We start from the raw sequence: 26,576 nt of genomic DNA, 5'->3' as shown, positions 1-26,576 counted from the left end.
ATTATGGCCAGAATCGCAAAAGTCATCGACCTTCCCTCAATTGTTAGACTGAATAAAGCTACGGGACAGATTGGCGCTCAACTGATTCAAATTTTGAGAGAAGCCGTACAACAAGGAGATTTACAGGCGGGTGATCCATTGCCTTCTTCACGCGAACTGGCTCAAACCCTAGCTATCGCCCGTGGTACGATTATTGAGGCCTATGATCAACTGATTGCTGAAGGTGTTTTAGAAGCACGTGCACGTCAAGGAACGTTTGTTTCGCATGCGCTCAAAAGCCAAAGTCCTCAATCTGTATCACCTCAATCGATTGATACCGAGTCGCTGACCGATGCAGCACGAACCTATGTTGAGATTTTCAAGGAATTTAAACCCTTAGCACACCGACCATTTGCCATTTCTGTTCCCACAGGACGTACGCAACCCAGTGATGCTTGGCGAAAATTTGGCAATCGCTTTCGCGCACGCGGGGTAGCGGCGCCCTCGGGCTATGATGACCCTCAAGGTGTCTATGCACTCCGTTCTGCAATTGCCGACTATGTTCGTCGCTCCCGCTCCGTTCAGTGCGAACCCGAGCAAATTGTGATTACCAGTGGTATTCAACAAGCGCTGTATCTTTGTAGCCAGATTTTATTTACCCACCAAGACTCAGTTTGGGTTGAAGACCCAGCTTATCGCGGTACGACGGCTATTCTGGAAAATTCATTACATCAGCTTCAAATTTACCGTGTTCCTGTCGATCAAGAAGGAATTCTAGTCCAAAAAGGAATTGATCTCGCACATCAAGCGCGAGCTGCCTTCGTCACCCCTTCGCATCAATATCCATTGGGTATGCCAATGAGTTTAGCTCGACGCACCGAACTGGTTGCATGGGCGAAACAGCAACGTGCATGGATTGTTGAAGATGATTATGACAGTGAACTCCGTTACACGGGTCAGCCTTTTCCCGCACTACAAGCGATGGCACCGGATCAGGTCATTTACCTTGGAACCTTTAGTAAGGTGCTTTTTCCTTCATTAAGGCTGGGCTATGCAGTTTTACCAAAAGTCTTGGTGGCCCCATTTTGCGGACTTCGAGCATTGATTGACCGTCACCCTCCCTCTGCGGATCAGCATGTGCTGGCGGCATTTATACAAGAAGGTTATTTAGAACGACATATTCGTCGCATACGCAATGTGTATGCAGAAAATCGCCAACAGATTATCCAACTGATTGATCGCTATATTCCAAAAACACATGCTTTCATTGAGGCTGGGGATCAAGGCATGCACATGGTGCTCTGGTTGGCGGCTCCTGCGGATGATCTAAAAATTGCACAAACCGCAGTTGAAGCAGGAGTTTCTATTAAAGCCGTATCCCCCACCTTTTCGCATGCAGCTCAACGCGCTGGGCTAATTCTAGGACTTGGTGATTTTGATCTTCTGCAAATTGAAAATGCAATTAAAACCTTGGCCCAAATTATTCGGCAGCATCTAGAACTAAAATGAGGAGCTAACGCCTCATTGGTTGGAGATTTGATTTGAAGTTTTACGGTTTAAATAGTAATGACTTCATTAGAAAACTGTAAAATCTATAAATTGATCATAGTGACATCCAGAACATAATTAGCCTATTCACAATAATTTCCCGTACATTTCTAAGCCACTTGTAAAGTCCGCTGTTGGAGTAACTGTACCGCCTGCCTCGCTTGCCAAGCCAATTCCTTCATATCTACATCTGGAATTTGGTCCTCCTGTACCACTATTTTTCCAGCGATGAACATGGCTTTAATATGTGCCCGACCACCACTTGCGATCGGACCAATAGCAATATCATGTAGACCAAAATAACGTGGATCATCTAACTGATAGAGTACAAAATCTGCTTGCTGACCGACTTCAATAGTTCCAACCTGATCTAGACCCAAAACTTTGGCACCACCCGCAGTGCCCCAACGTACAATATCTTCAATCGTGGCTGCATCTGCTCCACCTTCAAATAATCCACCCTCATATTGAGGAACTGCCAACATGCCTTTACGCGCACGTTGCATGAGCCATGCCGCATGCGTTTCGGACAGCATATCCGCTGCTTCATTCGAGGCTGCGCCATCCACCCCAATTGAAATGGTCATACCCGCATGCTCTAAAGCCACCAAGTCGGCAATACCACTGCCTAAGCGCGCATTACTTTGTGGGCAATGCGCAATCCCTGTATGGGTTTGACCTAAAATCTTGATTTCTTCAGGCAGCAATTTCACCAGATGCGCGAACCAGACATCCGAACCTACCCAATCATGTTCCGCGCAGAACTGCACAGGTGTCATGGCAAATTTATGTTTGGCTGCATCCAAATAATCGACGGTTTCACACAAATGGCTATGCAGCCCAATCCCGAGTTGACGCGCAAATTTGGCACTTTCTCTAAATTGTTGCGCAGTGGTCGAATGTAAACTGGAGGTTGGCGCCATGACAATTTTTCGCATGGCATTTCCTTCAGGCTGATGATATTGCTGCACCAAACGCTCTACATCTAACATGTAGTCTTCAAACTTTTCTGCACGCAAGGCTTGAGGTAACTCACTTTCCAAACCACGGGTTTGGGTTGCCCCACCACGACACAGCACAAAGCGCATCCCGAGTGTTTCAGCTTCTTCAAATAAGATTGCAGCACCATCAAACGGCATATTCGGCCAATATAAATAATGATGGTCAGCCACTGTGGCACAGCCCGAGCGCAATAATTCAATCAACCCAATACGTACAGCGATACGAAAGGTTGCCTCATCAAACGCACCACGAAATCGATACGGTGTACTGGCCAGCCAAGAGGTTAAGCTTTGGTTTAAACCCTGCGGCTCCCCTTTCAGTAAGGACTGAAACAGATGATGATGCGTATTCACCCATGCTGGGTAAAGCACACAATCTTTGGCATCCACAATGATATCTTCTGGTTCTGGGCTGAGCTTTCCTAAGGCACTGATTTTTCCATCCCGAATACGAATATCAGTTGCACTAGAACGTGCTGCATCGCCAGATAAACCCGTCAAAATGGCATAAGCATTTTTAATTAGATATTGAGTATTCATTAGACTTGCTCACTTTCATGCCACTTACTTAAAAACAAAGTACTGATCCAAGACATCAGCACAAATAACGCCAAACCTGTGCAGGTAATCAGTAACAACGCTGCAAACATTAAAGGTAAGTCCAGTTGAAAACCTGCTTGTAAAATCTGATAAGCCAGTCCAGCACTGGTTCCGCCTGTACCTGCCACAAACTCAGAGACCACCGCACCAATCAGTGCCAAACCACAGGAAATCCGTAGCCCCCCAAAGAAATACGGCAGCGCATTTGGCACACGCAAGCGCATCAAAATCTGCCAGCGGCTGGCTTTATTAATTTGGAATAAATTTAACAAGCCCTTATTGACACTACGCAGGCCTAAAGTGGTATTGGTCAAAATCGGGAAAATCGCTACCAACATTGCACAGACCACCAAAGCCAGCGTGGTGTTTTGAATCCAGATAATCACCAACGGCGCAATCGCAACAATCGGCGTGACTTGGTATAAAATCGCATAAGGCATAAAGCAGGCTTCAATCACACGACTTTGTACAAACAAAAAAGCGACCAGTGTGCCAATAATCACCGCACTGAGAAATGCCAATAAGGTGATTTTTAAGGTGACCCACAAGCTTCCGAATAGCAGCCCTGACTGATTCAGCAAAGTCAACGCGATATCGCTTGGCTTGGGCACAATATATACAGGCACCTCGAGTTGCTGAAAACTGATTTGCCACGTCAACAGCAATAACAAACCTAAAATCAGGGGGGCTGCAATGCGTTGAATCGCTGGGTTCTTGATTAACGGTTTAATCATGATCATGCCCTCCACTCGCTTGAGCCAATACCTGTGAGAGATATGAACATTGTTGAATAAATGTGGCTGAAGTCCGGAAGCTTTCATCCCGTTCGTAAGGACCATCAATTTCAATATCCGCCACCACCCGCCCTGGACGGGCGCCCATGACAATGACACGAGAGGATAAATACACCGCTTCATAAATACTGTGGGTGACAAAGACCACGGTTAAATCACGTTCCGACCATAACTGGCGGATATCACTGTCGAGTTTATGACGGGTAAATTCATCTAAAGCCCCAAAGGGTTCATCCATGAGTAACAAATCGGGTTCTGTGACCAAAGCTCAAGCTAAAGATGCCCGCATTTGCATTCCACCTGAAAGTTCTCGCGGATAGGCTTGGGTAAATTTTTCTAATCCTACGGCTTTTAATGCCTCATGCACTTTTGGCGTACTGATAGATTTAGATGCGCCTTGTAAATCCAACGGCAAGCGCACATTGTCTTCAATATTCGCCCATGGCATCAGGGTCGCTTCTTGAAACACCATCGCCATTTTGCACTGTGACTGAATGTCATTTTTTCCATTCCAACGCACTTGTCCAGCAGTAGGTTGTTCCAGATCGGCAAACATTTTCAGTAAGGTACTTTTGCCACAACCTGAAGGTCCGAGCAGAGAAACAATTTCCCCGCGGGCAATATCTAAATCCAGACGCTGTAAGGCATTGGTTCCATTGGGATAGATCTTTTCCACGCCTCTAGCCATCAGCATCGGGGGGATAAAGCTGCTTGATTCTTGCAGCATCTCTTCAATGGATAATGCAAAATTCATAAGGTTTCCCCTTCAGGCAAACTGCCTTATTTTATTAACCTGTTATGGGTGTTATTTTTTGGCAGGATTCACAAACTGGGTGGTATAAGCACTCTTCCAGTTGACCTTGGCATCTAATAAACCTGCACCGACCATAAAATCTCGGGTCGCTTTCCAACGTGCATCGGTCATGACCCCAATGCCTTTGGTTTTGGCATCACCACCATCAATCAGATGCAGTTGCTTCATTTGCCCCACAGCAAATGCCAACAGATCATCTTGCATATTTGGATTTTCTTTTTTAATGATGGCATTGCCGAGTCTTGGATCGGCTAAGTAATTTTTCCAGCCTTCCATCGAAGCTTTGACAAAACGCTGAACCACCTCAGGTTTAGACTGAATCACATCATTACGAGTCACAAGAATGCCGCCATACGCGGGATAGCCTGCATCGGCAAATAAGAAGAACTTACTTGAAGGTTCTGCTTTTCTGGCTTGGAAAACTTCTGAAGTGGCGTAGGCTTGTTGCGCGACATTTTTACCCGCAAGGAACGGTTGCATATTGAAGGTATACGGGCGAGCTTGCGCAGCATCTAAGTTATATTTGCTTTTTAACCACGGCCACCAGCTTGCTTGACCACTGGTCGAGACCAAAATCGTTTTGCCTTTTAAGCCTGACAAAGATTTTACATCGGCGTGGGTGAGCATCCCCTGTGGATCAAACTGAAACGGTGCAGCAATGGCTTTAATTGGAAAATTGCTTTCCATGCCTTTCAGCACTTGTAAATCATAGTTAATAATTATATCGGCACGTTTCGAGAGCAGCAGGGTCATATTATTGACTTGTGGACCGCCAATTTTAATTTCGACATCTAATCCGTATTTTTTATAAATGCCTTGTGCCAAGGCTTGATAGTAACCGCCCTGCTCAGCTTGAGCATACCAAGTGGTTTGTAACACCAGTTTATCGGCAGCCTGTGAGAAGGAACTCCAAAGTAAAGCACCAGCAAGGAGAGCTAAACGACCTTTGCCTACACGGTGATGAATTTTCATAAGTAATACCCCTAATCTATGCATGAACTCACTTTGCTATTCTTTTTTAGGGGTAAAATGTTCAGATACATTTTCTCTCAAAGCCAAGCCATGCTTCGCCTTGTCCCCTAAAAGAGGAACAGCCAACGCTGTAGAGCAATGTCCCATGTGTAAGCTACACACTAACCGCTTATACTCAAGCTAGATTTAGCAAGCTCTGTGCCAATTTATAATTTTAATTTTTTTCAATATCTTAGATTAAAAAGACTCAATCTTTATCCTTTTTCACATCATAGATGAAACAGCATCTACTCCCAACCTAAACTTACTCGGTAAGATTAGTCCACTGATGCACCAATTTGCAGCAATCCAATGTGCAAAAATGATTCACTCATTTAGTCCCATTCCACCCTGCTTCATTACAAGTTAAAAATTGCTGATTTCACACGCGATATTTACTAATTTTTTATCCGTTCGATGTCTTGGTATAGAAAATGCTTATCTTGAAGCAGAGTAGAAGCGTTCAGCAAAGATTTTTCTTTCAGTCATCTTTGTGGGTCATTGCTCAGAAATATGTCCATGTTCTTCATCAAAGAATGTGTGGCTTTTTTTGACCAAAATGACCCTTTCTCTTGTCTACAACAGGATTGGGTCATGTATATCCAAAATTTGAGGTAGAGATATGAACCATGCCACCCTGAGCCCGATTGCTGAAGATGATTACAGCCTAGATGAATTAAAAAAAGAAGCGCGAATGGGCGCCTTCGGTCAAGAAACCTTTGAACGCGAAGTCTGCGTGATTGATTTATCAGATTTTGAACAGCGCAAATACGAAATCGCTGACCAGCTTTGGCAAGCCGCGACCGATATTGGTTTTTTTCAAGTTTCGCATCACGGGATTCCGCAAGAGCAAATCAATAGCGCCTTCGAAATGACACAGCAATTCTTTCAACTACCTGAACCCGTCAAAGCCCAATATCCACTCAACCGTAATGCAGGCTGGGAAAGTAAGGCTCAAGTCCGACCCTCGACACATACGCCTGACCAAAAGGAGTCTTATCAAATCACTCGCCCGCGCATGACAGGCTTGTATCCTTCTGAGCGAGAGTTACCGAACTTCAAACAAACCATGTTGCAGTTTGAACAGACTTGCTGGGAAGTGGGGATGAAAATTTTGTCCTGCTTTGCCTATAAACTTGGTTTTGCCGATGATTTCTTTACGCATGCACATGACCCTAAGCAAGAAAGCTATCAAAGTACCCTGCGCATGCTGCATTACTATGCGGTTGATCCTGCACTGAAAGATCAACTTGGCTTGTGGCGTGCAGGTGCACACACTGACTTCGACTGCTTAACCTTATTGTTCCAGCGCAAGGGTCAAGGGGGGTTGCAAGTCTGTCCGGGTAAAGATATGGAACAGCAGCAATGGACCAGTATTGAACCCCGTGATGATGTGATTACCTGCAATATTGGCGATATGCTGATGCGCTGGAGTGATGACCAATTGCCATCCAACTTCCATCGAGTGAAAAACCCTGAAGCCCATGAATATCAAGGTGCACGTTATAGTTTGGCATTTTTCTGCCAAGCCAATGAAGATGTGCTGATTGAAAGCCCTGCCAATAAATATCCTGCGATTACGGCAAAAGAATATTTAAAACAGCGTATTAGCGCCAACTTTGAAGGGAAATATTAATCCTTGACTCATTTCAGACAGAGGCAAATTGTCTCTGTCTATTATTAAACCATATTCGATTTATTTTTGTTTATGATCTTTTCCGTGAGCTCTTCTTGGTTCCTTTATTTACCACTTTTTGGGGAATAATAATTTTTCCAGAGCCTAATCCGCGAAAAAAATAGTTAAAAAGATAAATGAATAAAAAACCGAAATAGAAAAATGGGAAGACAGTACAGATACTAAACACACTTTCCCATACAAGCACACCAATCCGATAGTTATAGCCCAACTGAATGAGTGCTCCTCTGCTACTTCCATCCTGAAAGGAGATATCATCTATAAGAAAATGGATCAGACTCATTACAAAGCAAAAGAAAAACATACCCGAAACAATTGTTTTCTTGATGAATGACTTCTCAAGCCAAGGGTATTTCTTCGATGCCTCAAACTCGGCATGAAAGAATTTACTATAAATTACTTCTTGAAATTGCTTTTTTATTCCGACATTTTTAATAAATACAAAGCATAGATAAACACTTAACACTAGCATTACGAGAGTGACATAAATACTGGAAAGAATAGTAAAAAATGGCAAAGGGCCTTTAGTTCCAATAATGATAAACATGCTTTCAGTGATGTAGCGATAAATTTCATACTGCCATAGATTTTTTGGAAATGCAGGAAATAAAAGTAAAGGTGGAACAAATAGAATCAACAAAAATACTAGTAGGATTTTATTCTGTTTCTTGTGCTTTGCGCGTTGCTCAAGTGCTAAAGGTCTTTGCTCTAATTTTGCTTGCTTTTTTTGCTTTGTATGCTGTTCAAGCAATTCTCTTGCTACATAGCGTTTTATTGACATAGAAAATCAATATTTATATTTTATAGAAAATCTTAATTGGATAATAGTAAAGATACGCGAATATTCATACGGTTGAGAATTCTAAATCATAATGAGCTACCTTCCAATATTTTAAACTATAGCTTTGCTTTCAATAGCGTTTATACAGTCAGGGACTTACCATCTCTGACTGTGTACACGACTCGACCACCCAAACGGGCTGTGACAAGATATGAATATCACAATTGTGACCTTCACCAATCCGATCAATCACCAAGAAATCACTGTCTGCTTCAAGTGTAATTAAAGGATGATGCCACACCCCTTGATGGTAAGTAATGCCTTGTTGACCATTGCTGAGAAAGGCAGAGATGCCTTGCTCATTGGGATATGCTTGATCCAAAGGAAGTGCAACCACAATCAGAAATTTTTGCCCTGCCAAAGGTACAAAAGATTGTGAACCCAGCGGATGTCGCTCCAGCATCTCAATTTTAAACGGCACAGGCGTGGCCAACAGATTATGAAAAATACTCAGTCCTACTGCCCCATTTTCGCCCCCCATTTGGGTCAAAGACAGTGCATGAAAACGCTGAGTCAATCCTTGATTGATTGGAAAATAATCCCTACCCTCCGTTTCAATCACATCACCAAAAGGTGCGAAACTTTCTCGGGTTAAAGGTTGAATCATAATGGCTGGTTCATGCATATTTCATTCTTCTCTTCTCATTTTTCTGAGTCAGCATCTCATTCAAGATGCTGAAACTGCTGGGCAGATTATTGTGCTGACATTTTTCCCCAAAGACGGATACGACTAATGCCACCATCTGGAATCATATTGACGCGAATATAGTTGACCTTTTCATGCGATGAAATTTCAGTGCTATACGCATGCTGGTGATCCATCGTTAAAGGTTGCTGCTCAAGCAAGAACGACCAAAACATACTTTGTGGAATAAGCTGAGCATCCGTGGCATTTTCTACATAAGCCGCCTGAATCGAACAAAATGCAGGGAAATTGCCTTTAAAAAATGCCGTATCAACTTCAATCTGATCGACATGCCCTGCCTGCCCCAAGGCAATAATGCACCAGTCAAAGCCAGGCGCACGGCGGCGTTTGGTTTCCCAGCCATCACCCATATTTAACCCCGCATCGGGTTTAATCAGATTACTTGGATGACCAAAATGTGCATCACTAAATGCCACAATGCGTCCACCATTTTTCAGTCCAATTAAATCCAGCACTTGGTCTGGATTGATCTTTTCCAGCACCACCTGACCATAGACACGTAAGCGAGCGATACCGCCATCTGGGAAAATATTGATGCGAATGTGGGTCACCTTTTGCGGGTCACACTGAAAAACATGATGCTGATCGGGGGACAGTACAGAATTGCTCAGTAATGGTAACCATTCGGCGTGTTCAAGCTGATCATCTGCTGCATAGCAGCCTTCAATCGAAGCCGATGCTGGATAATTTCCTGTAAAGAAAGAGGTATCCACATCAAAACCCGACACAATGCCTGCCACACCTAAACGGACAATGCACCAGTCATAACCCGCTTCACGCTTGCGTCGGGTTTCCCAGCCATCCATCCATTTACCGTTGTCATCATATTTACCTTCAATAAATTGTGCGGGTTCGGCTTGAAGCATACGCTCCGCTTTGGCAAAAAACTCATCCGAACAAGACACAATGCTGGCACCAATACGCGCATCCGCTAAGTTGGTGAGACCGTTTAACGCGTCTGGTAAAGCAACCGCTTTGGCAATATGCACCGTCATTGAACATTCCTAAAATTATCTTTGATTTGAATTATGCAAAAACCAGTCCAACTGGTCTGACCTGTTGTGAAATTCTCGCTTATTTTGCTGCAAAAAACGAATCCTTTTCGTTTTTTTGTGTAGAATCAAGTTGTTCGTTTTTAAATAGGATGCGGCGCTTATTATGAAGCCTCAAGCCATGCTCAATGGAAAATCATCTCAGGTGACTGAGCAAGCTGTTGAAGTCATTCATCAACGCATTCAGCAAGGTGTTTATGGTGTCGGTTCAGTCTTGCCTTCACAACGTGAATTGGCCCTGCAACTGGGGATTAGTCGCGCCTCTTTACGTGAAGCCGTGACCCGACTGGCGGCTTTAGGTTTACTGGAAATTAAAGCGGGTAAAGGGGTGTATGTGATTTCACAACACAGCCAAGCCTCGGAACAATGGGATGGCGAGCATCCTGTCTCTTTAAAAGATTTCTATCAATTACGGTATGTTTTAGAAAGTTTTTCGGCGCTATTGGCATGTGAATATTTAAGCCCTGAAGACAAAGTTCTGTTACAGCACTACCATGAGCAACTTAGCCATGCGATACAGCAACAAGACTGGCAAGCGGCTTCAGAATTTGACTATGCCTTTCATCAACACATTATTGAGTTAAGCCATAATCAATCTATTATTCAAACACTTAAAATGCATACTGAATGGACCAAGAAGAGTCAAATCTTGCCTTTTTTACAGCCTAATTTAGCCTTTAAAACCGTGCAAGAACATGAAGCCATCTTAAAAGCCCTCTGCCAGCAAGATGCTTTAGCGGCTGAAAAAGCCATGCAAGCCCATATCATTGGTGCTGCACAACGTGCTGGGGTGTATTTCTCTAGACATCAAGCCTTCAATTAAGCCTGCTTTCTGCAAGCTGCAATTTAAACGATGGTCTAAGCTTAACCGTCGTTTATTTTTATCTCCCCTGTTCCAACCTCACAATCGAGCCAAGTCCTGCTGACCTCTTCTCAGCATCATAAGGCTTTCGGCGCAGATTAGAATTTGGTTCTTCTCTTGAAGCTGATCAGTGAGGTATATCTTCCCTTGCATTTTTAGGTGCACGCATCACTTTAAAACCACAGTAAAGAATCCTAATTTCTTGTCTTGCACCACTTTCTTCCATATTTTGAATCAACAAAGATCACCCTGTATTTTTCTGCAATTTTATGATGCATAAACACTGGTCATACCAGTAAAACCAGTTATTCAAAATTGGCACAGTTCTCGCTTAAACCACCTTATACATTTTAATTGTTTTAACAAAATCGATAAGGTTCTCATCCATGAAAATTGCAATTGTCGGTGCAGGTATGGGCGGTTTGACCGCAGGTATCGCCTTAAAAAAATTCGGGCATCAAGTCTCCATTTACGAGCAAGCCACTGAAATTTTGCCTGTCGGTGCTGCAATTTCATTGTGGTCGAATGGGGTAAAGTGTCTGAACTACCTTGGGCTGACACATGAGATTCAAGCACTGGGTGGTGAAATGGAATCCTTGGCGTATGTGGATGGCTTAAATCAACAAACCATGACCCAATTTAGCCTGACGCCGCTGTATAAAGAAGTCGGTCAAAAAGCCTATCCTGTGTCGCGTGCTGATTTGCAAAACCTATTGATGCAGCATTTTGGCATGCAGGATATTCAACTGGGTAAGAAAATGATTCGCATTGAAGAGCAAGCTGAGCAGGTCTGCATTCATTTTCAAGATGGATCATCGGTCGAAGCGGACTTGCTGATTGGTGCAGATGGTACCCATTCCCTCACCCGCCAACACGTTCTTGGACTTACAGTTGAACGTCGTTATGCAGGCTATGTCAATTGGAATGGTCTGGTCGAAATGAATGAAGGACTGGCGCCAGCGCAACAGTGGACCACGTATATTGGCGAAGGTAAACGGGTCTCGCTAATGCCTGTTGCCGACAACCGTTTCTATTTCTTCTTTGATGTGCCTTTGGATGTCGGATTGCCGAATCAACGTAATCAATACAAAGCAGCTTTAAAGCAATACTTTGCTGGTTGGTGTGCACCCGTACAGCAATTGATTGACAGCATTGATGAGCAAAAGACCAATCGGGTCGAAATTCACGACATCGAACCGTTTATGACTTTCTACAAAGGACGTGTGGTGTTACTTGGCGATGCAGCGCACAGCACCACTCCTGATATTGGACAAGGCGGCTGCCAAGCCATGGAAGATGCCATTTATTTGGCGCGTGCCTTACAAATCAATACGTTTGGTTTGGACGATGCTTTAACCCGCTATCAAAACAAACGCAATGAACGTACCCGTGAAATGGTACTCCGTGCCCGTAAGCGTTGTGATGTGACCCACATGAAAGATCGTCAATTGACTGAAGAATGGTATCAGTCGCTGTATCAAGAACAAGGTACCCATATCATGCAAGGCATTATCAGTAATATTATCGGTAACCCTTTAGACTAAAGCTTGCTATAAAAAAGCCCCGAAATTCGGGGCTTTTTTTATGTGTATATTTCTGCAAAAAAAACAGCATTCCTACTTGAGTAAGAATGCTGTTGCTGTTCAGATCTTAAAATTTATAAGAAATGGCAAAACGGTTTTGTAAAAAATCTTTGTTGTAGCGAGGCGAAGTCTGAACCCCTGCAAAATTACTCACACTAAGACCTTTCAATGCCCCTTTAAAATTGTAAATCCCAAACAGCATATATTCTGATTGATTGCGGCTTTCCACATTTTCAGCCTCTTTCAAATCCATGAATGAGTAACGTACTCCGCCAATCAGTTGATCGGTCAACATGCCATCCAGTGAAATCATCAGTGCATTCCCCGCCCCTAAATCCTGCGTACTGGTAAACAGCGGTTGCGCAAAAATTTGCCCAGACGAGGTTTGCGTAGCATAAGGGGTTAATAAAGCACCATTTAAATAGCTATCATGATCAGGTTGAATATAGTCATATGCCAGTTTTAAGGTGGCTTTCGGCACGACTTTCAGCGCTGCTTGAACACCAAAAATATTACTGTTCACATCTCCTGCCAAAGCTTTGCCTTGTTCTTGCCCATTGATATATTGCGCTGAAATGACTGGTGCGGTTTTTACCTGCGGCATTGCAAAATCAGCTTGGGTATAAATCAGGCGGGTATAATCATCATAACTTTGATACCAGAATTGTGTTTTTAGTTTTTTCTCATGATCAAAATTAAAGGCTTTACCTAAACCCACAGACCAAACCCCATCGGTATCTGCATTGGCATTCTGACGTGAACCTTCAGTAAATTCATCATTGGCATAGCTTTTATATTTATTCACTTGGGTGAAACGTAGAAAATCGTCATTTTTGCCAATTTTCACATCAGCCGCTTGATAGAGATACATCAGCACGCGCCAGTCTGCATAGTCTCCCATAAAAGGTAAATCTAAACGCTGATTACCAATGGTCACGCGTGCCATGTCATTTTTCCATAAGATATAGGCTTCTGCCAATCCATCACGGTCTTCTTTCAGTTCCGAAACTTCTGGATGCTTATTTTTCTCATCCAAGCGGCGTTGCAGGTCATAACCTATCGCGGCTTGTACCCCATAAAAAGGAGCTGTTTCATAGCGAATATAGCCCCCCCATCGAAACCGTGTCTTGATTTAAACCTTCGACAAAGTAAGCATTATTGGTCGAATAGTACAGGGTTTTTACCGCCCCATGCACTGCACCACACCCCAGTGCAGCACCGAAGCTTGCCACCGAATTAGCTTCGATTTGACAATCTTGCCCCATATTGAACATCCCATTCAGACTGGTGTCTGCTGCCCAACTTTGCATTGCCGATGTCATCGCGAGCATGCACAGTGCTGATTTTAATTTAAACGTTTGCATAACAACCCCAAGATAAATATTAAAAGGTACTTATTCTTAATAAACAATTACTTGTATATTTTTTAAGTGGACTATTGGACTTTTTAAAAGCAAAAGCTCCCCTAGACCTATTCAAAATTGAATAAGCACCTTTGAAATTAAGTTTTGACTAAAAATTGAAGAATTAAGTGAACCGCAGCCGAATTATGAAGGCGTATGCTTCGTTTCAGATGCAACTGGATCTAAACCCAATTGTGGTCGAGTCCGTGGTAAATGATTGAACAGCAAGTTCAGTAAAATGGCACTGATACAGGTTGAGCTAATGCCTGAATGTAATAAGGTTTTCACCCAAGTTGGGAACTGTGCATAAAACTCCTGATTTACAATTGGAATCATGCCAATCGCCAATGAAGTCGCCACAATAATCAGGTTGGTATTTTCGCTATAATCTACTTTTGCCAGTGTCCGAATCCCGCTTGCCGCAACCGTACCAAACAGAACAATCCCTGCACCGCCCAATACAGGCATTGGAATCGAGGCAACTAAACGCCCCACGATTGGCAATAAGCCTAATACAATCAGAATGCCACCCGCTGTTGCAACCACAAAACGGCTTTTCACCCCAGTAATCGCCACCAAGCCAACATTCTGAGCAAAAGCACTTTGAGAAAATGAACCGAATAAAGGTGAAATGGCACTAGACAGCATATCTGCACGAATACCATCGCCAATGCGTTTTGCATCTACTGGCGTTCCCACAATTTCCCCAAGTGCAATAATGTCCGCTGTGGTTTCGGTCATAATCACCAGTGTCACAATCAGCATGGAAAGAATGGCGGTGACTTCAAATACAGGTAGACCGAAATGGAACAGATTCGGTACTGCAAATACAGGACCCGCTGCCACTTTACTAAAATCGGTAAAGCCCATGCCCCAAGCGAAGAGCGTACCCAGTACAATCGCCACCAAAATAGCCAAGCGACGCAAAATGACACTGCGCAACATACTGAAAATCAATACAATGGCTAAAGTCAGTGCGGCTAATCCGACATTGGCTGGATCGCCCCAGTTTTCAGCCTTAGGATTACCCCCCATTATCCAGCGAATCGCCACAGGTGTTAGTGAAATCCCAATCATGGTAATCACGCATCCCGTCACCACAGGTGGGAAAAAGCGAATAATTCTGGAGAAGAATGGTGCGATGGCCAAACCAATTAAAGAAGCCGCAATCACCGCGCCATACACCGTTGGCAAGCCCCCGCCCGTACTTAAAATGGCCAGAATGGTCGACACTCCCGCAAACGACACCCCTTGTACAATCGGTAATTTCGCCCCAAAGTATTTAAAACCAATGGTTTGCAACACGGTTGCCAAACCGCCTACAAACAAGGCTGCTGCAATCAATAGCCCAATTTCTGCTGGCGCTAAGCCTGCCGCAGCGCCAATAATCAGCGGTGGTGCAATAATGCCGCCATACATGGTCAAAACATGTTGTAAGCCAAACATGACATTTTTATTGAGACCCAGATGTTGATGTTCTGGGGCAATATTCGGTGTTTCGGAGTGAGTGTTCTGGTGCTGCATCTGTTGTTCCTCAAATTCCTGAATCTTGTGAAGGCAGCTCTGACCTTTAACTACCGCGATAAGTTGAATAAGAGAATGGGCTAATTAATAAGGGCACATGATAGTGCTGAGTTTCATCCGCGACCTTAAAATCAAGACAGACACGTGGATAAAAACTGGCAACTTGCTGTTGCTCGAAATACTCAGCAATTTCAAAAACCAATTGATAGTTGCCCTGCTCCAAATTAACGATATCAAAGGCTTTGATTCGACCGTCCTGATCGGTGCGTTGTGTATCTAGCAGTACAAATGACTCGTCAAACTGACGCTTTAATTTGACCACGACACCGACGGCAGGCTGCCCGATCGACGCATTTAAAATATGAGTACTGATTCCAACCATTATTGAATTTCCTGTTTTAAACGGAGTACCGCAATTTCAGTCAATTGCTGCTGTACTTCTTGCTGTTCTTGTTGCGTGGTATTGCCGAGGCGACGTTGCAATTCCGACAGCATTTCTTGCCCTGTACGCCCTGCAGCACGAATCAGAAAGATATGTCCAAATTTGTGCTCATAATCCAGATTGCCCTGATACAGTGCTTGTTGTAATACCGCATCTGCACCTAACTGGGATTGCTCGTGGGTGGAAAAGTTCTGCTCTTTGGCTGACAGTTCCGCCGCTGCTTTGCGTTCTCCAATGCGTGGATGTTGCGCCAAGGCTTCTGCAATTTCTGTCCAACTCCATCTCTTCGCCTGTTCACCTGCATAGTGCAACAGTTGATCTGTAGTGGAAAATGGGCGCTGTTGAATTAATGCTTCAATCCAATTTGGAATATGTACGCAAGGCTGCAAGAGCGCTTGGGCCTGTGCACGACTCAACTGGTTAAATTGCTGTAAATCCATTGTTGCTCCATATCAACGCATTGTCTGACTGGTCTGACCAGGCAACATAAAACAAGCAATGAATATGCCAATCCTGTAGTCACTAATGCTGAACTATCGGAAAACTGTAGATGTAGATGTAGATGTAGATGTAGATGTAGATGTAGATGTAGATGTAGATGTAGATGTAGATGTAGATGTAGATGAAAACATTAAGACAAGAAAAAAGGAGGTCTTCATTCAAAGCGGTTTTAAATATTATTATAAAGTTATCGATATTCGATTTAATTCAGTTTGATTACAGCCAAAATTATCTTAAAAATTTGCACACCAATTCTTGACGGCTACTGACATTCACTTTTTGATAAATATGCTGTACGTGGGTTTTTACGGTCGAAAGACTACAATTTAATTTTTTAGAAATTTGACTGGCTTCCAAATTGGTAAATAATTCTTCCAGAATAATCATTTCCTTTTTGGTTAAATGGTATTGATCAATAATTTTATCTTTATTAATCACATCGACATGATGATGAAAATGTTCAATGGAAAGTTGATGAAATGCTTCAAACACTTTCTTTTCTTGTTGATGGAATTTTGCTTTACCCTGCTCGCGAAAAACACTCAATCCGAAAATCGGTTGCCCATCACGTTTTCTGAAGAAAAATTCAGCCGTATCTTCAACTTGCCAACGACTCATAAAGTTTAAAAATATTTTATTGGGTTGATGTTGCCCCAAAAGTGCAATGTTCTGATCCCCATGATAAAAATTCCGAAAGCTCACAGGATCATATTCAATTTTTCCATTTAAATATTCATCGATTGCACTTTTGGCGATACCATCTTGTTCAAAATCATAGGCATGTTGAATATTATCGATTTTATAGGTCAAAAACCCATCAATAGGCGAAACATGCTGAATCTGAGCAATAAAGTTCTGACTAAATTGCTGAATAAAATTACGATTGGACATAAATTTTCATCATCCTTTTGAAAATTTAATAAAGTCGATAGGTCAATATAATTAGCATCCTGCCAATTTACAGCCTGACTGAGGGTGAATTTAAAACATCAATTTTAAATCATCGGTTATGGCTTCAATATGTTTTATATTCAAGCCATAACTGAATACCTCAGCAAGACAGATGGATCTATTTACTACATTATTGAGAAATATGAATGGCTTGTTTATGCGTAAACAATAACAATCCGCTTAAACCAAATGAATATCCAAGACCAGACATTTTCCAGCCGCCAAACTCCGCTGCTGGAGATACATCCGAATGGCTGTTAATCCAAACTGTGCCTGTTTCCAGTTTGCTGGCTATTTCTTGTGCACGATCTAAATCTTTGCTCCAAACTGAACCACCCAAACCAAACTCACTGTTGTTCGCGCGTTCAATCACACTGTCCACATCACTGAACTTGATGATTGGTAATACAGGACCAAACTGCTCTTCATCTACCAGTGGCATACCTTCTTTCACATTGGTTACCAAAGTCGGTGGAATAAAGTAACCCTGATCACTGACTGACTTCGCTTCAGTGATAATTTGACCACCTTGCGCCACGGCATCATCAATCAACGCTCTCACTTTATTGTATTGTGGACGGTTTTGGATTGGACCAAAAGTCGTTGTAGCATCCAAACCATTGCCAACCACTTGCGCATTGGCAATTTGAGCGAGTTTTTGCGTCAACGCATCATATACATTTTCATGCACATACAGACGCTTCAATGCGGCGCAGGTTTGTCCCATATTCAGGAATGCAGAACCGAAGATTTTCTCTGCTGCAACATCCACATCCACATCATCTAAGACAATCCCGACATCATTGCCACCCAACTCAAGTACCACGCTTTTTAAGGTATCGACTGAATGTTTTAAAATGCTTTGACCTGTACGAGTAGAACCTGTAAACGTGACTTTATCTACATCCGTATGTTCACTGAGCGCCTGACCCACATCACCTTTACCCAAGACAATATTACATACGCCTTTTGGTAAATGACGGTTAATAATTTCAACCAATTTAATGGTGCTGAGTGGCGTAAATTCAGAAGGTTTGTTCACCACGGTATTTTTGGTTTTTAACGCAGGGAAGAAATGCCAAATAGCAATCATAAATGGCCAGTTCCACGGCGTGATAGATGCCACCACACCTAGCGGACGGTTATACACCTTGATGGTTTTACCACTCGGATCTGGAATGGTTTCGACTGGCACTTCTAGGCTGGTAATGTATTCAATCCAATTCGCACCTGCTTCGACTTCAAACTGTGCCAAAGCCAGAGGTTTACCCTGTTCTGTGGTAATCAGTTTGGCAATTTCAGCGCTTTCAGCACGAATGTCTTGGGCAATTTTAAGGAAGCTTTCATTAATGCTTTGATCTGAAACATGCTGCCAAGTTTTAAACGCCGCACGCGCTGCTTGCACTGCTTGGTCGACTTGCTCGACAGTTGCACTGTTAATTTCAACGATGGTTTGTTCTGTAGCAGGGTTGAGTACCGCAAATGCTGCACCTTGACCAACAACTGTTTCACCATTAAACAACATGTTGCTATTCATCTAACTCATATCCGTATTGATGTTCTTTTCCATGGAGTTTATCGCTGATTATTATTCATAAACTCATCCTTTAGAATGATTTTAACGCAACTTTAAGCAAAAACAACACACTTTTTTTTATTTTTTTTTTATTTAGTATCATTATAAAAATTGCTGAATAATTGAGCCGCCTTAGCCACGATTTTCAATCAACTTTGGCTGATGTAATCACCTGCCCCTCATTTAAGTTGAAAATAATTTGCATAAAAAATCACCCCGAAGAGTGATTTTTTTCAATATTGAATTTAATCAGAACCCCATATAAAAGATAAAGTTCTGCTGCCCAAAAATTGAGGCTGACTTATTTCTCTAGATAATTGGTTACTGCATTCAGGAATAAACTTTTTTCATCCATGATTTTTTCAGAAGGCATTGCACTTGGCCAAGTGCTCCATTGAATCATGACAATCTGATCTTTCGGATTAATCGCCATAATTTGACCATAAATACCAAAGCCCCAATAGGTATGTTCTGCATTTTTAGTCGTTAAAGGTGAGCCATGTTTGGCATGTGAATTCCACCATTGAAAGCCATAGATGCCATGTGGGTAAGCTTCCGAGACCGAACTCTGAGCTTTGGTCCAGTCGGTTGCCGCTTTGGTCCATCCATTTGGCAATAATTTTATGCCATTCGAAAGCTGACCTTCATTCATAATGAACAAGCCCAAACGTGCATAATCGCGCAGTGTGGCATTAAAACCATGCCCGCCCATATCGGTAACACCACGTTGATAGGATTGCCAAATCCCATTTTTTTCCATGCCAGCTTTTTGCCAAACATTCTTTTCTAAATAAGAAGCAATATTCTCATGGGTCGCCGCCTCAAGTACTTTACCTACCAGATATGCCCCGCCTGTAGAATAAGACCACACCGTTCCAGGCGCATACTTCGCTTTTAAATTTTTGACCAGCTCTTATACACACGCATCAGGATCGTCTTTCACCTCACAATAGGTCATGTGGGAAAAGTCTGATTCTGGGTTTTTATAGTCTTCACTCCATGCAACCCCAGAGGTGTGTTGCATTAACTGTCTTAGGCTGACTTTTTCCCATGCTGTGTTTTTAAGATCAGGTAAATACTGAATAATCGGATCATCTAAGGATTTAATTTTCCCCTGTTTAACTGCCACCCCGATCAGCGTTGCCACAATCGATTTTGCAACCGATCTAGACGTCCACAACGTCGTGGCATCATTGTCATTTTTATAATATTCATAGGCAATCTGACCATTTTTTAAAATCATCAAACCTGCGACATCCTGACTCTGTAAATAGTCATTCAAGTGATAGGTTTTATTGTCCAAGCTAAAACTGATGTTTTGGTTGTTAATGGTCTTTTTGTACTTAGGTAACTTCAAAACATTGTTCTTATTGGCATAAAAAACACTGCCATCATAACTGCGATAAGTATTTCGAAATCCAATCAGACGCTGTTCTTGATTCCACGTTAACATATCATGTGGATCAGGGAGCTGTTGATCGACCTGATTCGGGCAATCTACAATCTTTAACTCTTCACAGCTATACGCTGCAAATGTCGTCCCGCTCATCATCAGCGCTCCGAAACATAACGCGATTTTAGATAATTTCATGCTTTAACTCCGTTTAATAAAGTTTCACTTGGGTTAACAGTCCCATAATGACGTTATGATCAAATCCACCTTGATTTGAGCGATAGTAGTTATCTGGATTCCAGATATATTTAACAAATGGACTAAATGTCACTTTCTTATATTTAATTGCAGCATCGAAGGAGACAAATGTCGTGGTTTTATACTGATTACCATTCAATTTTTGGGTAAAGGCGTAAAAATCATCATTCAGTTCTGATTGACCGAACTTTAAGCCTATATGGTCGCCTCGGGCATTGATCTTATGCATCGCTCCCAATTCCCAGTAATGATCATAAGGCTGATTTTTTTCAAGAATTTGAGAATACGCCCCATACAGATTCGACAAATATGAATCTTTGAAATCATAACTAAATCTGATGTTGACCCCATCGGTATCACTATATTTCTGCTTGGTTAATGCATTGGCATATTCAGAGTCATTGCTAAAATACAGCGCTTCAACTTTGCTGTGATCATTTTTATAACCCAAACTATAAACTTGGGTATAACCAAGATCATGATGAAAAGAGAAATCTAAACCTTTCTTTTCGTGCACATAATCATCCGTATTGACTTCAAAAATTCCACTATGGAAATACAGATGTTCGTTGAAGTTATATTTAAAGTAAGCTCCCCAATATCCGTAGTTGGCTGGCAATGAACCCATACTGCCTTTAATTGGATCAGTACAAATCGCCAAGTTCTGACAATTGTTAAATAGAAAATAGCGTCTTAAGTTGGTTCGCCCCACAGAAGTAAAGACTTGATCATTACCCCATTTCTTGTCCCAAGTCAGTAAGCTTAATTGTGAAGGTGCAATATCATTCATTGCGATGGCACCCCCAACATAGCTGCCTACTCCGCCAAACCAATTGGTCGTGGTATTTAACTGGGCATCATTGTTCAGTCCATTGAAGGTATATTGCGCTTTTAAAGTCCCCAAATCGTAGTCCGTGCCAAATATTTTATAATCCGCACCTAAGATCAAAGCACCTGAATTGGTAAATTGATCATCTACACTACTTTCATCACTATACATCGCCAAATCGACAAGATTTGCTGAAAATTTAAAATGGTCATCTGCTAAAATTGGCGTAGAAATGAGCATTGATAAATAGCACATCAAATTCAAAGCTTTAATATGTGGCACTACTACGATCTCCGAAGCTCGTTAATTACGAAAAATCCTTTATTCGTCACCCAGTGGTATTTATACATAAAAATCATACACTTAAATTCATATAGATTGTGTTTTGAAACGAAATATTAGAACTTGTATACAAAATTCATGTAATTGGATACACAACTTAGTGTGCTCAAAATTTAACGCTATAGAATCGGATAAAAATCATCCTAAAGGATGATTTCTGAGTGCTATTGAAAAAAACAATTCACTTTTTATATATAATTAAAAATTACGTATCACAAATTTATTATTTTTAAAATCAGATGGTTAAAATATTTATCTGTTTATATCCAAAATGCAGCATCAGTAAGTGCCTGTAATCTCCTCCATACAGTTCAATCGCAATAGGAAATAGCTATACGTTGCATTTTCTATTGATTCAAATACTCAAAAATACACAACAAGATGATGCTGCAAATTTGACATTAGACGGCTTATGCCCCAGTCAAAATCAAAGACCTTAGCGCCCCAAAATCAGGACAAATAGATGCATTTAGTAGATCAACCTAACTCATGATCTTGGCGTATTTACACACTCGACGTATCAAATAACAGAAAAAAATTCAGATGAATCAATAGAGAAGAATGACTTGATCGCGAGGTATGGTTTCTGCTGAATATGCAATGTTTTTCTAGTGGTTAATTCAGCCATCAAAAAATTTTGACATAAAAAAACCCTCGCAGTGCAAGGGTTTTTTGAATTTGGCGGAAGCGGTGAGATTCGAACTCACGGAGGACTCACACCCTCGTCGGTTTTCAAGACCGGTGCATTAAACCGCTCTGCCACGCTTCCAATGGCGGCTATCATATAAATATTTTTCTAACTTGGCAAATACTTTTGCATAAATTTATCATCAACTGCACAAAATAAAATCAAAAACACCTTTAGGATGCCGATTCTGGCTTTTCATAACGGATTGTATTGATATACCACGTCTTTTTTCCAGATGGTGTCATCACTTCCACTTCATCATCCACTTGCTTGGACAATAACGCACGCGCCATCGGGGAATCTATGGAAATATGTTGCGGATGATGATCATAAATTTCATCTACCCCGACGATACGCAGTTGCTTTTGTTCACCCTGCTCATTCTCAATTTCGACCCATGCACCGAAATAAACTTTGCCCTCTTGCTCAGGAGAAAAATCAATAATGCGTAATTCTTCCAAGCGCTTGCCAAGGTAACGCACGCGACGATCAATTTTACGTAACAATTGCTTGTTGTACTGGTAATCTGCGTTTTCACTGCGATCGCCAAGGCTGGCAGCCCAGTTCACTTTTTTGGTAATTTCGGGGCGTTCTTCACGCCACAAATGCTGAAGTTCAGCCACCAATTTATCGTGTCCAGCGCGGGTAATTAAGTTGGATTTCATGTCGCAAATTGTCTTTTCAGGGTACGAAACAGATACATTTTTAAGCTATTTTATGCTCAATTTCACCACAACAAAAGGGTATAAAAATAATTTATTAATAAAATTAGGTATTTATGTTACATTTTTTCACTATTTTTTGTACTAAATTTGACAATCCCAATTTCCGACTTTATTATGCCCTCATCTTTAGTTTCGTGTACTTTTTAACCTATGTAGTTTTTTTCTACATAATTTCCTTTTATCCCATGTCATTTTGAATGACGTCATGACTGCCCACCCCTTATTGAATTTATCAAACTTTATAAAAGTTTAAGGCCTCGTTTGCTTTGGCTTTTTAGGGCATAAATTACTTGTAGCGGAGACAACATGCACAGTAGTTCATCTTCTGGGTCGAGGCTTTGCCTTAACTCATTAACTTTCTCACTCCCTTTAAAAGCCCTAGCACTCACCGCCGCCTTAATTCCGTTTCATACCATTAATGCGAGCAAGGCTTACCAATATGACGCTGTTGTGAATAACAACAAACTCACAGTGGTTGGTGTAGAAAATCCATCGACTGTTTTTAAAGATGGACAGTATTTACATGGCTTTGGTTATGACCTTGCCCGTAACTATGCTGACAGTATGAATGTAGAGCTGGTGTTTACGACCGTACCTGACAATGCCACGGCATTAAAGCTGGTCGATCAAGGTAAAGTAAACTTTGCCATTACTACATCGAGCGTTCAGAACATCGAAAGCAAAAAGCTGACTTCGTTTTCAGCCACCTGTGGTGACTTATATAGCCTGCAGAAGAATGGTTTAAATACACAACTGAACTGGGTATTTAAACATGCGGATGATCCCCTGACACAGACAGCGAGTGGTTATGTTTGCCAAGGCAAACAGTCAGGTTCAATCAGCCAATTGGCTTCGTTTTATAACCGTAATGTGGTACAGGCCGAATCATGGGATTCTATTGAACGTGATTTGACTAAACGCATGCCGATTTATAAAGCCAGCTTCCAACGTACCGCCGAGAAATATGATCTCGATTGGCATTTCTTAGCTGCTATCGGTTATCAAGAATCGTACTTAAAACCCGATTCAATTTCACCGACGGGTGTGCGCGGCATTATGATGCTGACCAACAGTACCGCCAAAGCCATGGGCGTCAGTAACCGTACCGATCCTGCACAAAGTATTCAGGGTGGTGCAAAGTACTACGACCAGATGCTAAGCAGATTTGACGAAGTGCCTTATCCAGATCGTAACTGGTATGCCTTGGTTGCCTATAATATGGGTCCAGGTGCAGTCGATCAGATTCAAAAGCGCATTAGTGCGCAAGGCAAGGATCCAAACAACTGGGTCAATCTTTATAGCTATTTAGATGGTCATAAAGCCCAGAACGGACGCTATCGACAAGCGGTGCAATATGTCACGCGTATCCGTGCCTATTTGGAATACATCAAAAATACGCCTCAATTGGTGAACATATAAATAGTCATGCATTGAGCGCAAAAAAAAGCTTACCCTCGGGTAAGCTTTTTTTATGAAGAAAACTTAAGCTGTATGCTCAAGCACTTTCTTGAATAACTCTTTTTGCTCTTGGCTCGGCTTCGCTGTTTGCAACGCCATTAACTGAGACATATCACCTTGCACTTTAATTTTACCCGTCATGAAGGCTTGCATAGCAGCAGACATATCAAACTCTAGGAAAACTTTACGTAAAGTTTCTGCATCCATGTTTAAAGTGGTTTTGGCATTTGAAGACAAACCTTTTAAGATTCTGCCGCCATCTAAAGCCAATTCGGTATTACCACTGGTATCTGTCACCACCAAGTTGATGGCTAAATTTGCCAATGCTGGTGGCAAATTCAAGTCCCCTGCTTGCGCAGTCAAAGTTTCTACAGTTGAAAACCAATCATCAGTTAAAAAGGCAGGCATGATGTTTCCTCAAATTTATTTGTTCATTTTCTGTCGCCTATCCAGACAACATCATAGCGAAGCTGTTTTGCTTGAAGCCTGTTATAGCACGTAAATCAAATATTGGGCTAAAGTTTTTTGTACGGACCGTTCAGTTTTTATTCTTTTTATACATGTTGAAAATCAATGAATAACAAAAGCAGACACCACTGCTACATACAGTGGTGTCTGCTGACTTTATTCTGCGGCAAAACCTAAGTTCACCATATTAATGCGCTTATTGATGCCTGGTTCTTCTTCTGTAGAACAACTTTCTTTAAAGTCAAATTCACGCTGTGAATCGAGCACTTCAAAATCAAATAGTTCACGGTCTGCCAACTGCGATGGAGAAACATTCTGCAAAGCACCAAAAATGCTGTGTAAGCGCTTCGGATGCTCTTTGTCCCACGCACGTAACATGTCATTCAACATCGCGCGTTGCAGGTTTTCCTGCGAACCGCACAAATTACATGGAATGATTGGGAACTGACGCATTTCTGCATATTTAATAATGTCTTTTTCTTCCACATACGCCAGTGGACGAATCAAGATGTTCTTTTTATCTGTCGATAACAATTTTGGTGGCATCGCTTTCAAGCTGCCGCCATGGAACAAGTTCAGGAAGAAGGTCGCCAAAATATCATCACGGTGATGTCCAAGTGCCACTTTGGTCGCCCCAATCTCTTGCGCGAAGCCATACAATGAACCACGACGTAAACGTGAACACACCGCACAGTAAGTTTTCCCTTCTGGGGTTAACTTTTTCGTGATGCTATAGGTGTCTTTTTCCAAAATATAATAAGGAATGTTATTTTCTTCTAAATAACGTGGCAACACTTCTTCAGGGAAACCCGGTTGCTTTTGGTCTAGGTTTACTGCAACCACGTCAAAGTTAATCGGTGCAATACGTTTAAACTGCAATAGGATATCCAGCAAGGTATAACTGTCTTTACCACCAGAAATACAGACCATAACCTTATCGCCCTCTTCGATCATTTTAAAATCACGAATGGCATGACCGACTTGGCGGCGCAGCTTTTTTAGCAAACGATAATAGGCAGAGCTGGTTGGGAGTTCTGGCTTGAAATTAAACCCTTGTTCGGACTCAACTGGCGAGTACATAGACACGATTAACCCATAAATAAAAATACCGCGCAATTTTATCCGATTCGCCAAGCAATCGCATCTAAAGAATGTAAATTCTCATGAACAATCCGACTTGTCATTTTCCCGTCTTGCAGATGAGGTAAATTTGAACGTTGCAGTTCATTTTTTAGCCCAAATGCTTATCTTTTGGACTTTTCCACAGTTGTCCACAAAAGCTGTGGATAACTTTGTGGATTTCAAAACACTTGACAGGTGATTCTTCCCATAGTTTAAGGCTTCTATTTAAATTGATCATTTTTTGATCGATTTTATTATTAATAAATATCAGTGACTTATCATAGTCAAGCAATCCTGATTAAAAAAAAATTAAATTTTTTTTTGATTATTAAGTCCACAATTAAACTTGATTTTTACAAAGTCGTGAAAAATAAAATTCGGCAAGGCTTTTTAAGCCGTATTTTTTTGC

Annotated in this window: 21 protein-coding genes, 1 tRNA gene and 3 pseudogenes; 6 read left to right on the top strand and 19 right to left on the bottom strand. The window is 41.8% G+C overall.

Annotated features, from left to right (window positions below; genetic code table 11):
* The first annotated feature begins 3 nt into the window (after positions 1-3).
* A complete protein-coding gene (gene pdxR, locus ACWQ4X_RS03910; RefSeq protein ID WP_457902792.1) occupies positions 4-1,488 on the top strand; it encodes a MocR-like pyridoxine biosynthesis transcription factor PdxR in 1,485 nt (494 codons plus the stop codon).
* 149 nt (positions 1,489-1,637) lie between these two features.
* On the opposite strand, the gene ACWQ4X_RS03905 is transcribed toward pdxR, so the two are convergent.
* From ACWQ4X_RS03905 to ACWQ4X_RS03890, 4 genes and pseudogenes are all read right to left on the bottom strand, one after another.
* Positions 1,638-3,068, bottom strand: coding sequence for an amidohydrolase family protein (locus ACWQ4X_RS03905; RefSeq protein WP_457902791.1), 1,431 nt, complete (start codon positions 3,066-3,068; stop codon positions 1,638-1,640).
* Entirely contained in the window at positions 3,068-3,862 is a 795-nt protein-coding gene (locus ACWQ4X_RS03900) for an ABC transporter permease (protein ID WP_457902790.1), read from the bottom strand. The genes ACWQ4X_RS03905 and ACWQ4X_RS03900 overlap by 1 nt, the downstream gene beginning before the upstream one ends.
* Positions 3,855-4,676 (bottom strand): annotated as a pseudogene (locus ACWQ4X_RS03895) (ABC transporter ATP-binding protein). The gene ACWQ4X_RS03900 and the pseudogene ACWQ4X_RS03895 overlap by 8 nt, the downstream one beginning before the upstream one ends.
* A gap of 51 nt (positions 4,677-4,727) precedes the next feature.
* Complete coding sequence (locus ACWQ4X_RS03890; RefSeq protein ID WP_457902789.1) at positions 4,728-5,708, bottom strand: ABC transporter substrate-binding protein; 981 nt, start codon at positions 5,706-5,708, stop codon at positions 4,728-4,730.
* Between the two features lie 661 nt (positions 5,709-6,369).
* On the opposite strand from ACWQ4X_RS03890, the gene ACWQ4X_RS03885 reads away from it, so the two are divergent.
* Positions 6,370-7,383 (top strand): isopenicillin N synthase family dioxygenase, encoded by a 1,014-nt coding sequence (locus ACWQ4X_RS03885; RefSeq protein WP_457902788.1) that lies wholly within the window; start codon positions 6,370-6,372, stop codon positions 7,381-7,383.
* Between the two features lie 70 nt (positions 7,384-7,453).
* On the opposite strand, the gene ACWQ4X_RS03880 is transcribed toward ACWQ4X_RS03885, so the two are convergent.
* From ACWQ4X_RS03880 to alc, 3 genes are all read right to left on the bottom strand, one after another.
* Positions 7,454-8,224, bottom strand: coding sequence for a hypothetical protein (locus ACWQ4X_RS03880; RefSeq protein WP_457902787.1), 771 nt, complete (start codon positions 8,222-8,224; stop codon positions 7,454-7,456).
* Between the two features lie 148 nt (positions 8,225-8,372).
* Positions 8,373-8,909 carry an ureidoglycolate lyase gene (locus ACWQ4X_RS03875; RefSeq protein ID WP_457902786.1) on the bottom strand — a complete coding sequence of 179 codons (537 nt, stop codon included), beginning with the start codon at positions 8,907-8,909 and terminating at the stop codon, positions 8,373-8,375.
* Between the two features lie 68 nt (positions 8,910-8,977).
* The gene (gene alc, locus ACWQ4X_RS03870; protein ID WP_457902785.1) at positions 8,978-9,985 is read right to left on the bottom strand and encodes an allantoicase; all 1,008 of its coding nucleotides are present in this window, start codon (positions 9,983-9,985) and stop codon (positions 8,978-8,980) included.
* Between the two features lie 163 nt (positions 9,986-10,148).
* Here alc and ACWQ4X_RS03865 point away from each other — a divergent pair, with 163 nt between their 5' ends.
* Both ACWQ4X_RS03865 and hpxO read left to right on the top strand, forming a co-directional pair.
* Positions 10,149-10,865 carry a FadR/GntR family transcriptional regulator gene (locus ACWQ4X_RS03865; RefSeq protein ID WP_457902784.1) on the top strand — a complete coding sequence of 239 codons (717 nt, stop codon included), beginning with the start codon at positions 10,149-10,151 and terminating at the stop codon, positions 10,863-10,865.
* A 425-nt stretch (positions 10,866-11,290) separates the two neighbouring features.
* Positions 11,291-12,448, top strand: a complete 1,158-nt coding sequence (gene hpxO / locus ACWQ4X_RS03860; protein WP_457902783.1) for an FAD-dependent urate hydroxylase HpxO — start codon at positions 11,291-11,293, stop codon at positions 12,446-12,448.
* A gap of 106 nt (positions 12,449-12,554) precedes the next feature.
* Here hpxO and ACWQ4X_RS03855 read toward each other — a convergent pair.
* From ACWQ4X_RS03855 to uraD, 4 genes and pseudogenes are all read right to left on the bottom strand, one after another.
* Positions 12,555-13,851: pseudogene (locus ACWQ4X_RS03855) on the bottom strand (hypothetical protein).
* Between the two features lie 183 nt (positions 13,852-14,034).
* Positions 14,035-15,414 (bottom strand): nucleobase:cation symporter-2 family protein, encoded by a 1,380-nt coding sequence (locus tag ACWQ4X_RS03850; protein ID WP_457902782.1) that lies wholly within the window; start codon positions 15,412-15,414, stop codon positions 14,035-14,037.
* 46 nt (positions 15,415-15,460) lie between these two features.
* On the bottom strand, positions 15,461-15,796 hold the full coding sequence (uraH, locus tag ACWQ4X_RS03845) for a hydroxyisourate hydrolase (RefSeq protein WP_457902781.1): 336 nt from the start codon (positions 15,794-15,796) through the stop codon (positions 15,461-15,463).
* A complete protein-coding gene (gene uraD / locus ACWQ4X_RS03840) occupies positions 15,796-16,296 on the bottom strand; it encodes a 2-oxo-4-hydroxy-4-carboxy-5-ureidoimidazoline decarboxylase (protein ID WP_457902780.1) in 501 nt (166 codons plus the stop codon). Before uraD ends, uraH begins: the two co-directional genes overlap by 1 nt.
* A gap of 85 nt (positions 16,297-16,381) precedes the next feature.
* On the opposite strand from uraD, the gene ACWQ4X_RS03835 reads away from it, so the two are divergent.
* Positions 16,382-16,573: a hypothetical protein gene (locus ACWQ4X_RS03835; RefSeq protein ID WP_457902779.1), complete on the top strand. Its 192-nt coding sequence runs from the start codon at positions 16,382-16,384 to the stop codon at positions 16,571-16,573.
* Positions 16,574-16,585: 12 nt separating this feature from the next.
* Here the strand turns inward: ACWQ4X_RS03835 and ACWQ4X_RS03830 are convergent, their stop codons facing one another.
* The 6 genes and pseudogenes from ACWQ4X_RS03830 to greB all read right to left on the bottom strand — a co-directional run bounded on the left by ACWQ4X_RS03830 (position 16,586) and on the right by greB (position 23,059).
* Positions 16,586-17,248 (bottom strand): helix-turn-helix transcriptional regulator, encoded by a 663-nt coding sequence (locus ACWQ4X_RS03830; protein ID WP_457902778.1) that lies wholly within the window; start codon positions 17,246-17,248, stop codon positions 16,586-16,588.
* Between the two features lie 190 nt (positions 17,249-17,438).
* A complete protein-coding gene (locus tag ACWQ4X_RS03825; RefSeq protein WP_457902777.1) occupies positions 17,439-18,845 on the bottom strand; it encodes an aldehyde dehydrogenase family protein in 1,407 nt (468 codons plus the stop codon).
* Positions 18,846-19,185: 340 nt separating this feature from the next.
* Positions 19,186-20,475 (bottom strand): annotated as a pseudogene (locus ACWQ4X_RS03820) (serine hydrolase domain-containing protein).
* A 13-nt stretch (positions 20,476-20,488) separates the two neighbouring features.
* Positions 20,489-21,604: a carbohydrate porin gene (locus ACWQ4X_RS03815; RefSeq protein ID WP_457902776.1), complete on the bottom strand. Its 1,116-nt coding sequence runs from the start codon at positions 21,602-21,604 to the stop codon at positions 20,489-20,491.
* A 781-nt stretch (positions 21,605-22,385) separates the two neighbouring features.
* A tRNA-Ser gene (locus ACWQ4X_RS03810) sits at positions 22,386-22,475 on the bottom strand.
* Positions 22,476-22,567: 92 nt separating this feature from the next.
* Positions 22,568-23,059, bottom strand: a complete 492-nt coding sequence (greB, locus tag ACWQ4X_RS03805) for a transcription elongation factor GreB (RefSeq protein ID WP_161933557.1) — start codon at positions 23,057-23,059, stop codon at positions 22,568-22,570.
* Positions 23,060-23,425: 366 nt separating this feature from the next.
* Here greB and ACWQ4X_RS03800 point away from each other — a divergent pair, with 366 nt between their 5' ends.
* Entirely contained in the window at positions 23,426-24,538 is a 1,113-nt protein-coding gene (locus ACWQ4X_RS03800; protein WP_161933558.1) for a transglycosylase SLT domain-containing protein, read from the top strand.
* 63 nt (positions 24,539-24,601) lie between these two features.
* Here ACWQ4X_RS03800 and ACWQ4X_RS03795 read toward each other — a convergent pair whose 3' ends face one another.
* Together ACWQ4X_RS03795 and ttcA are read right to left on the bottom strand one after the other, a co-directional pair.
* Positions 24,602-24,985, bottom strand: coding sequence for an SCP2 sterol-binding domain-containing protein (locus ACWQ4X_RS03795; protein ID WP_457902775.1), 384 nt, complete (start codon positions 24,983-24,985; stop codon positions 24,602-24,604).
* Between the two features lie 216 nt (positions 24,986-25,201).
* Positions 25,202-26,125, bottom strand: a complete 924-nt coding sequence (ttcA, locus tag ACWQ4X_RS03790) for a tRNA 2-thiocytidine(32) synthetase TtcA (protein ID WP_100243209.1) — start codon at positions 26,123-26,125, stop codon at positions 25,202-25,204.
* Between the last annotated feature and the right edge of the window lie 451 nt (positions 26,126-26,576).

The organism is Acinetobacter sp. NigerLNRRAM0016 (assembly GCF_054112845.1).
The sequence above is the reverse complement of the archived record's forward strand: the minus strand, read 5'-3'. Positions and strand labels throughout refer to the sequence as shown.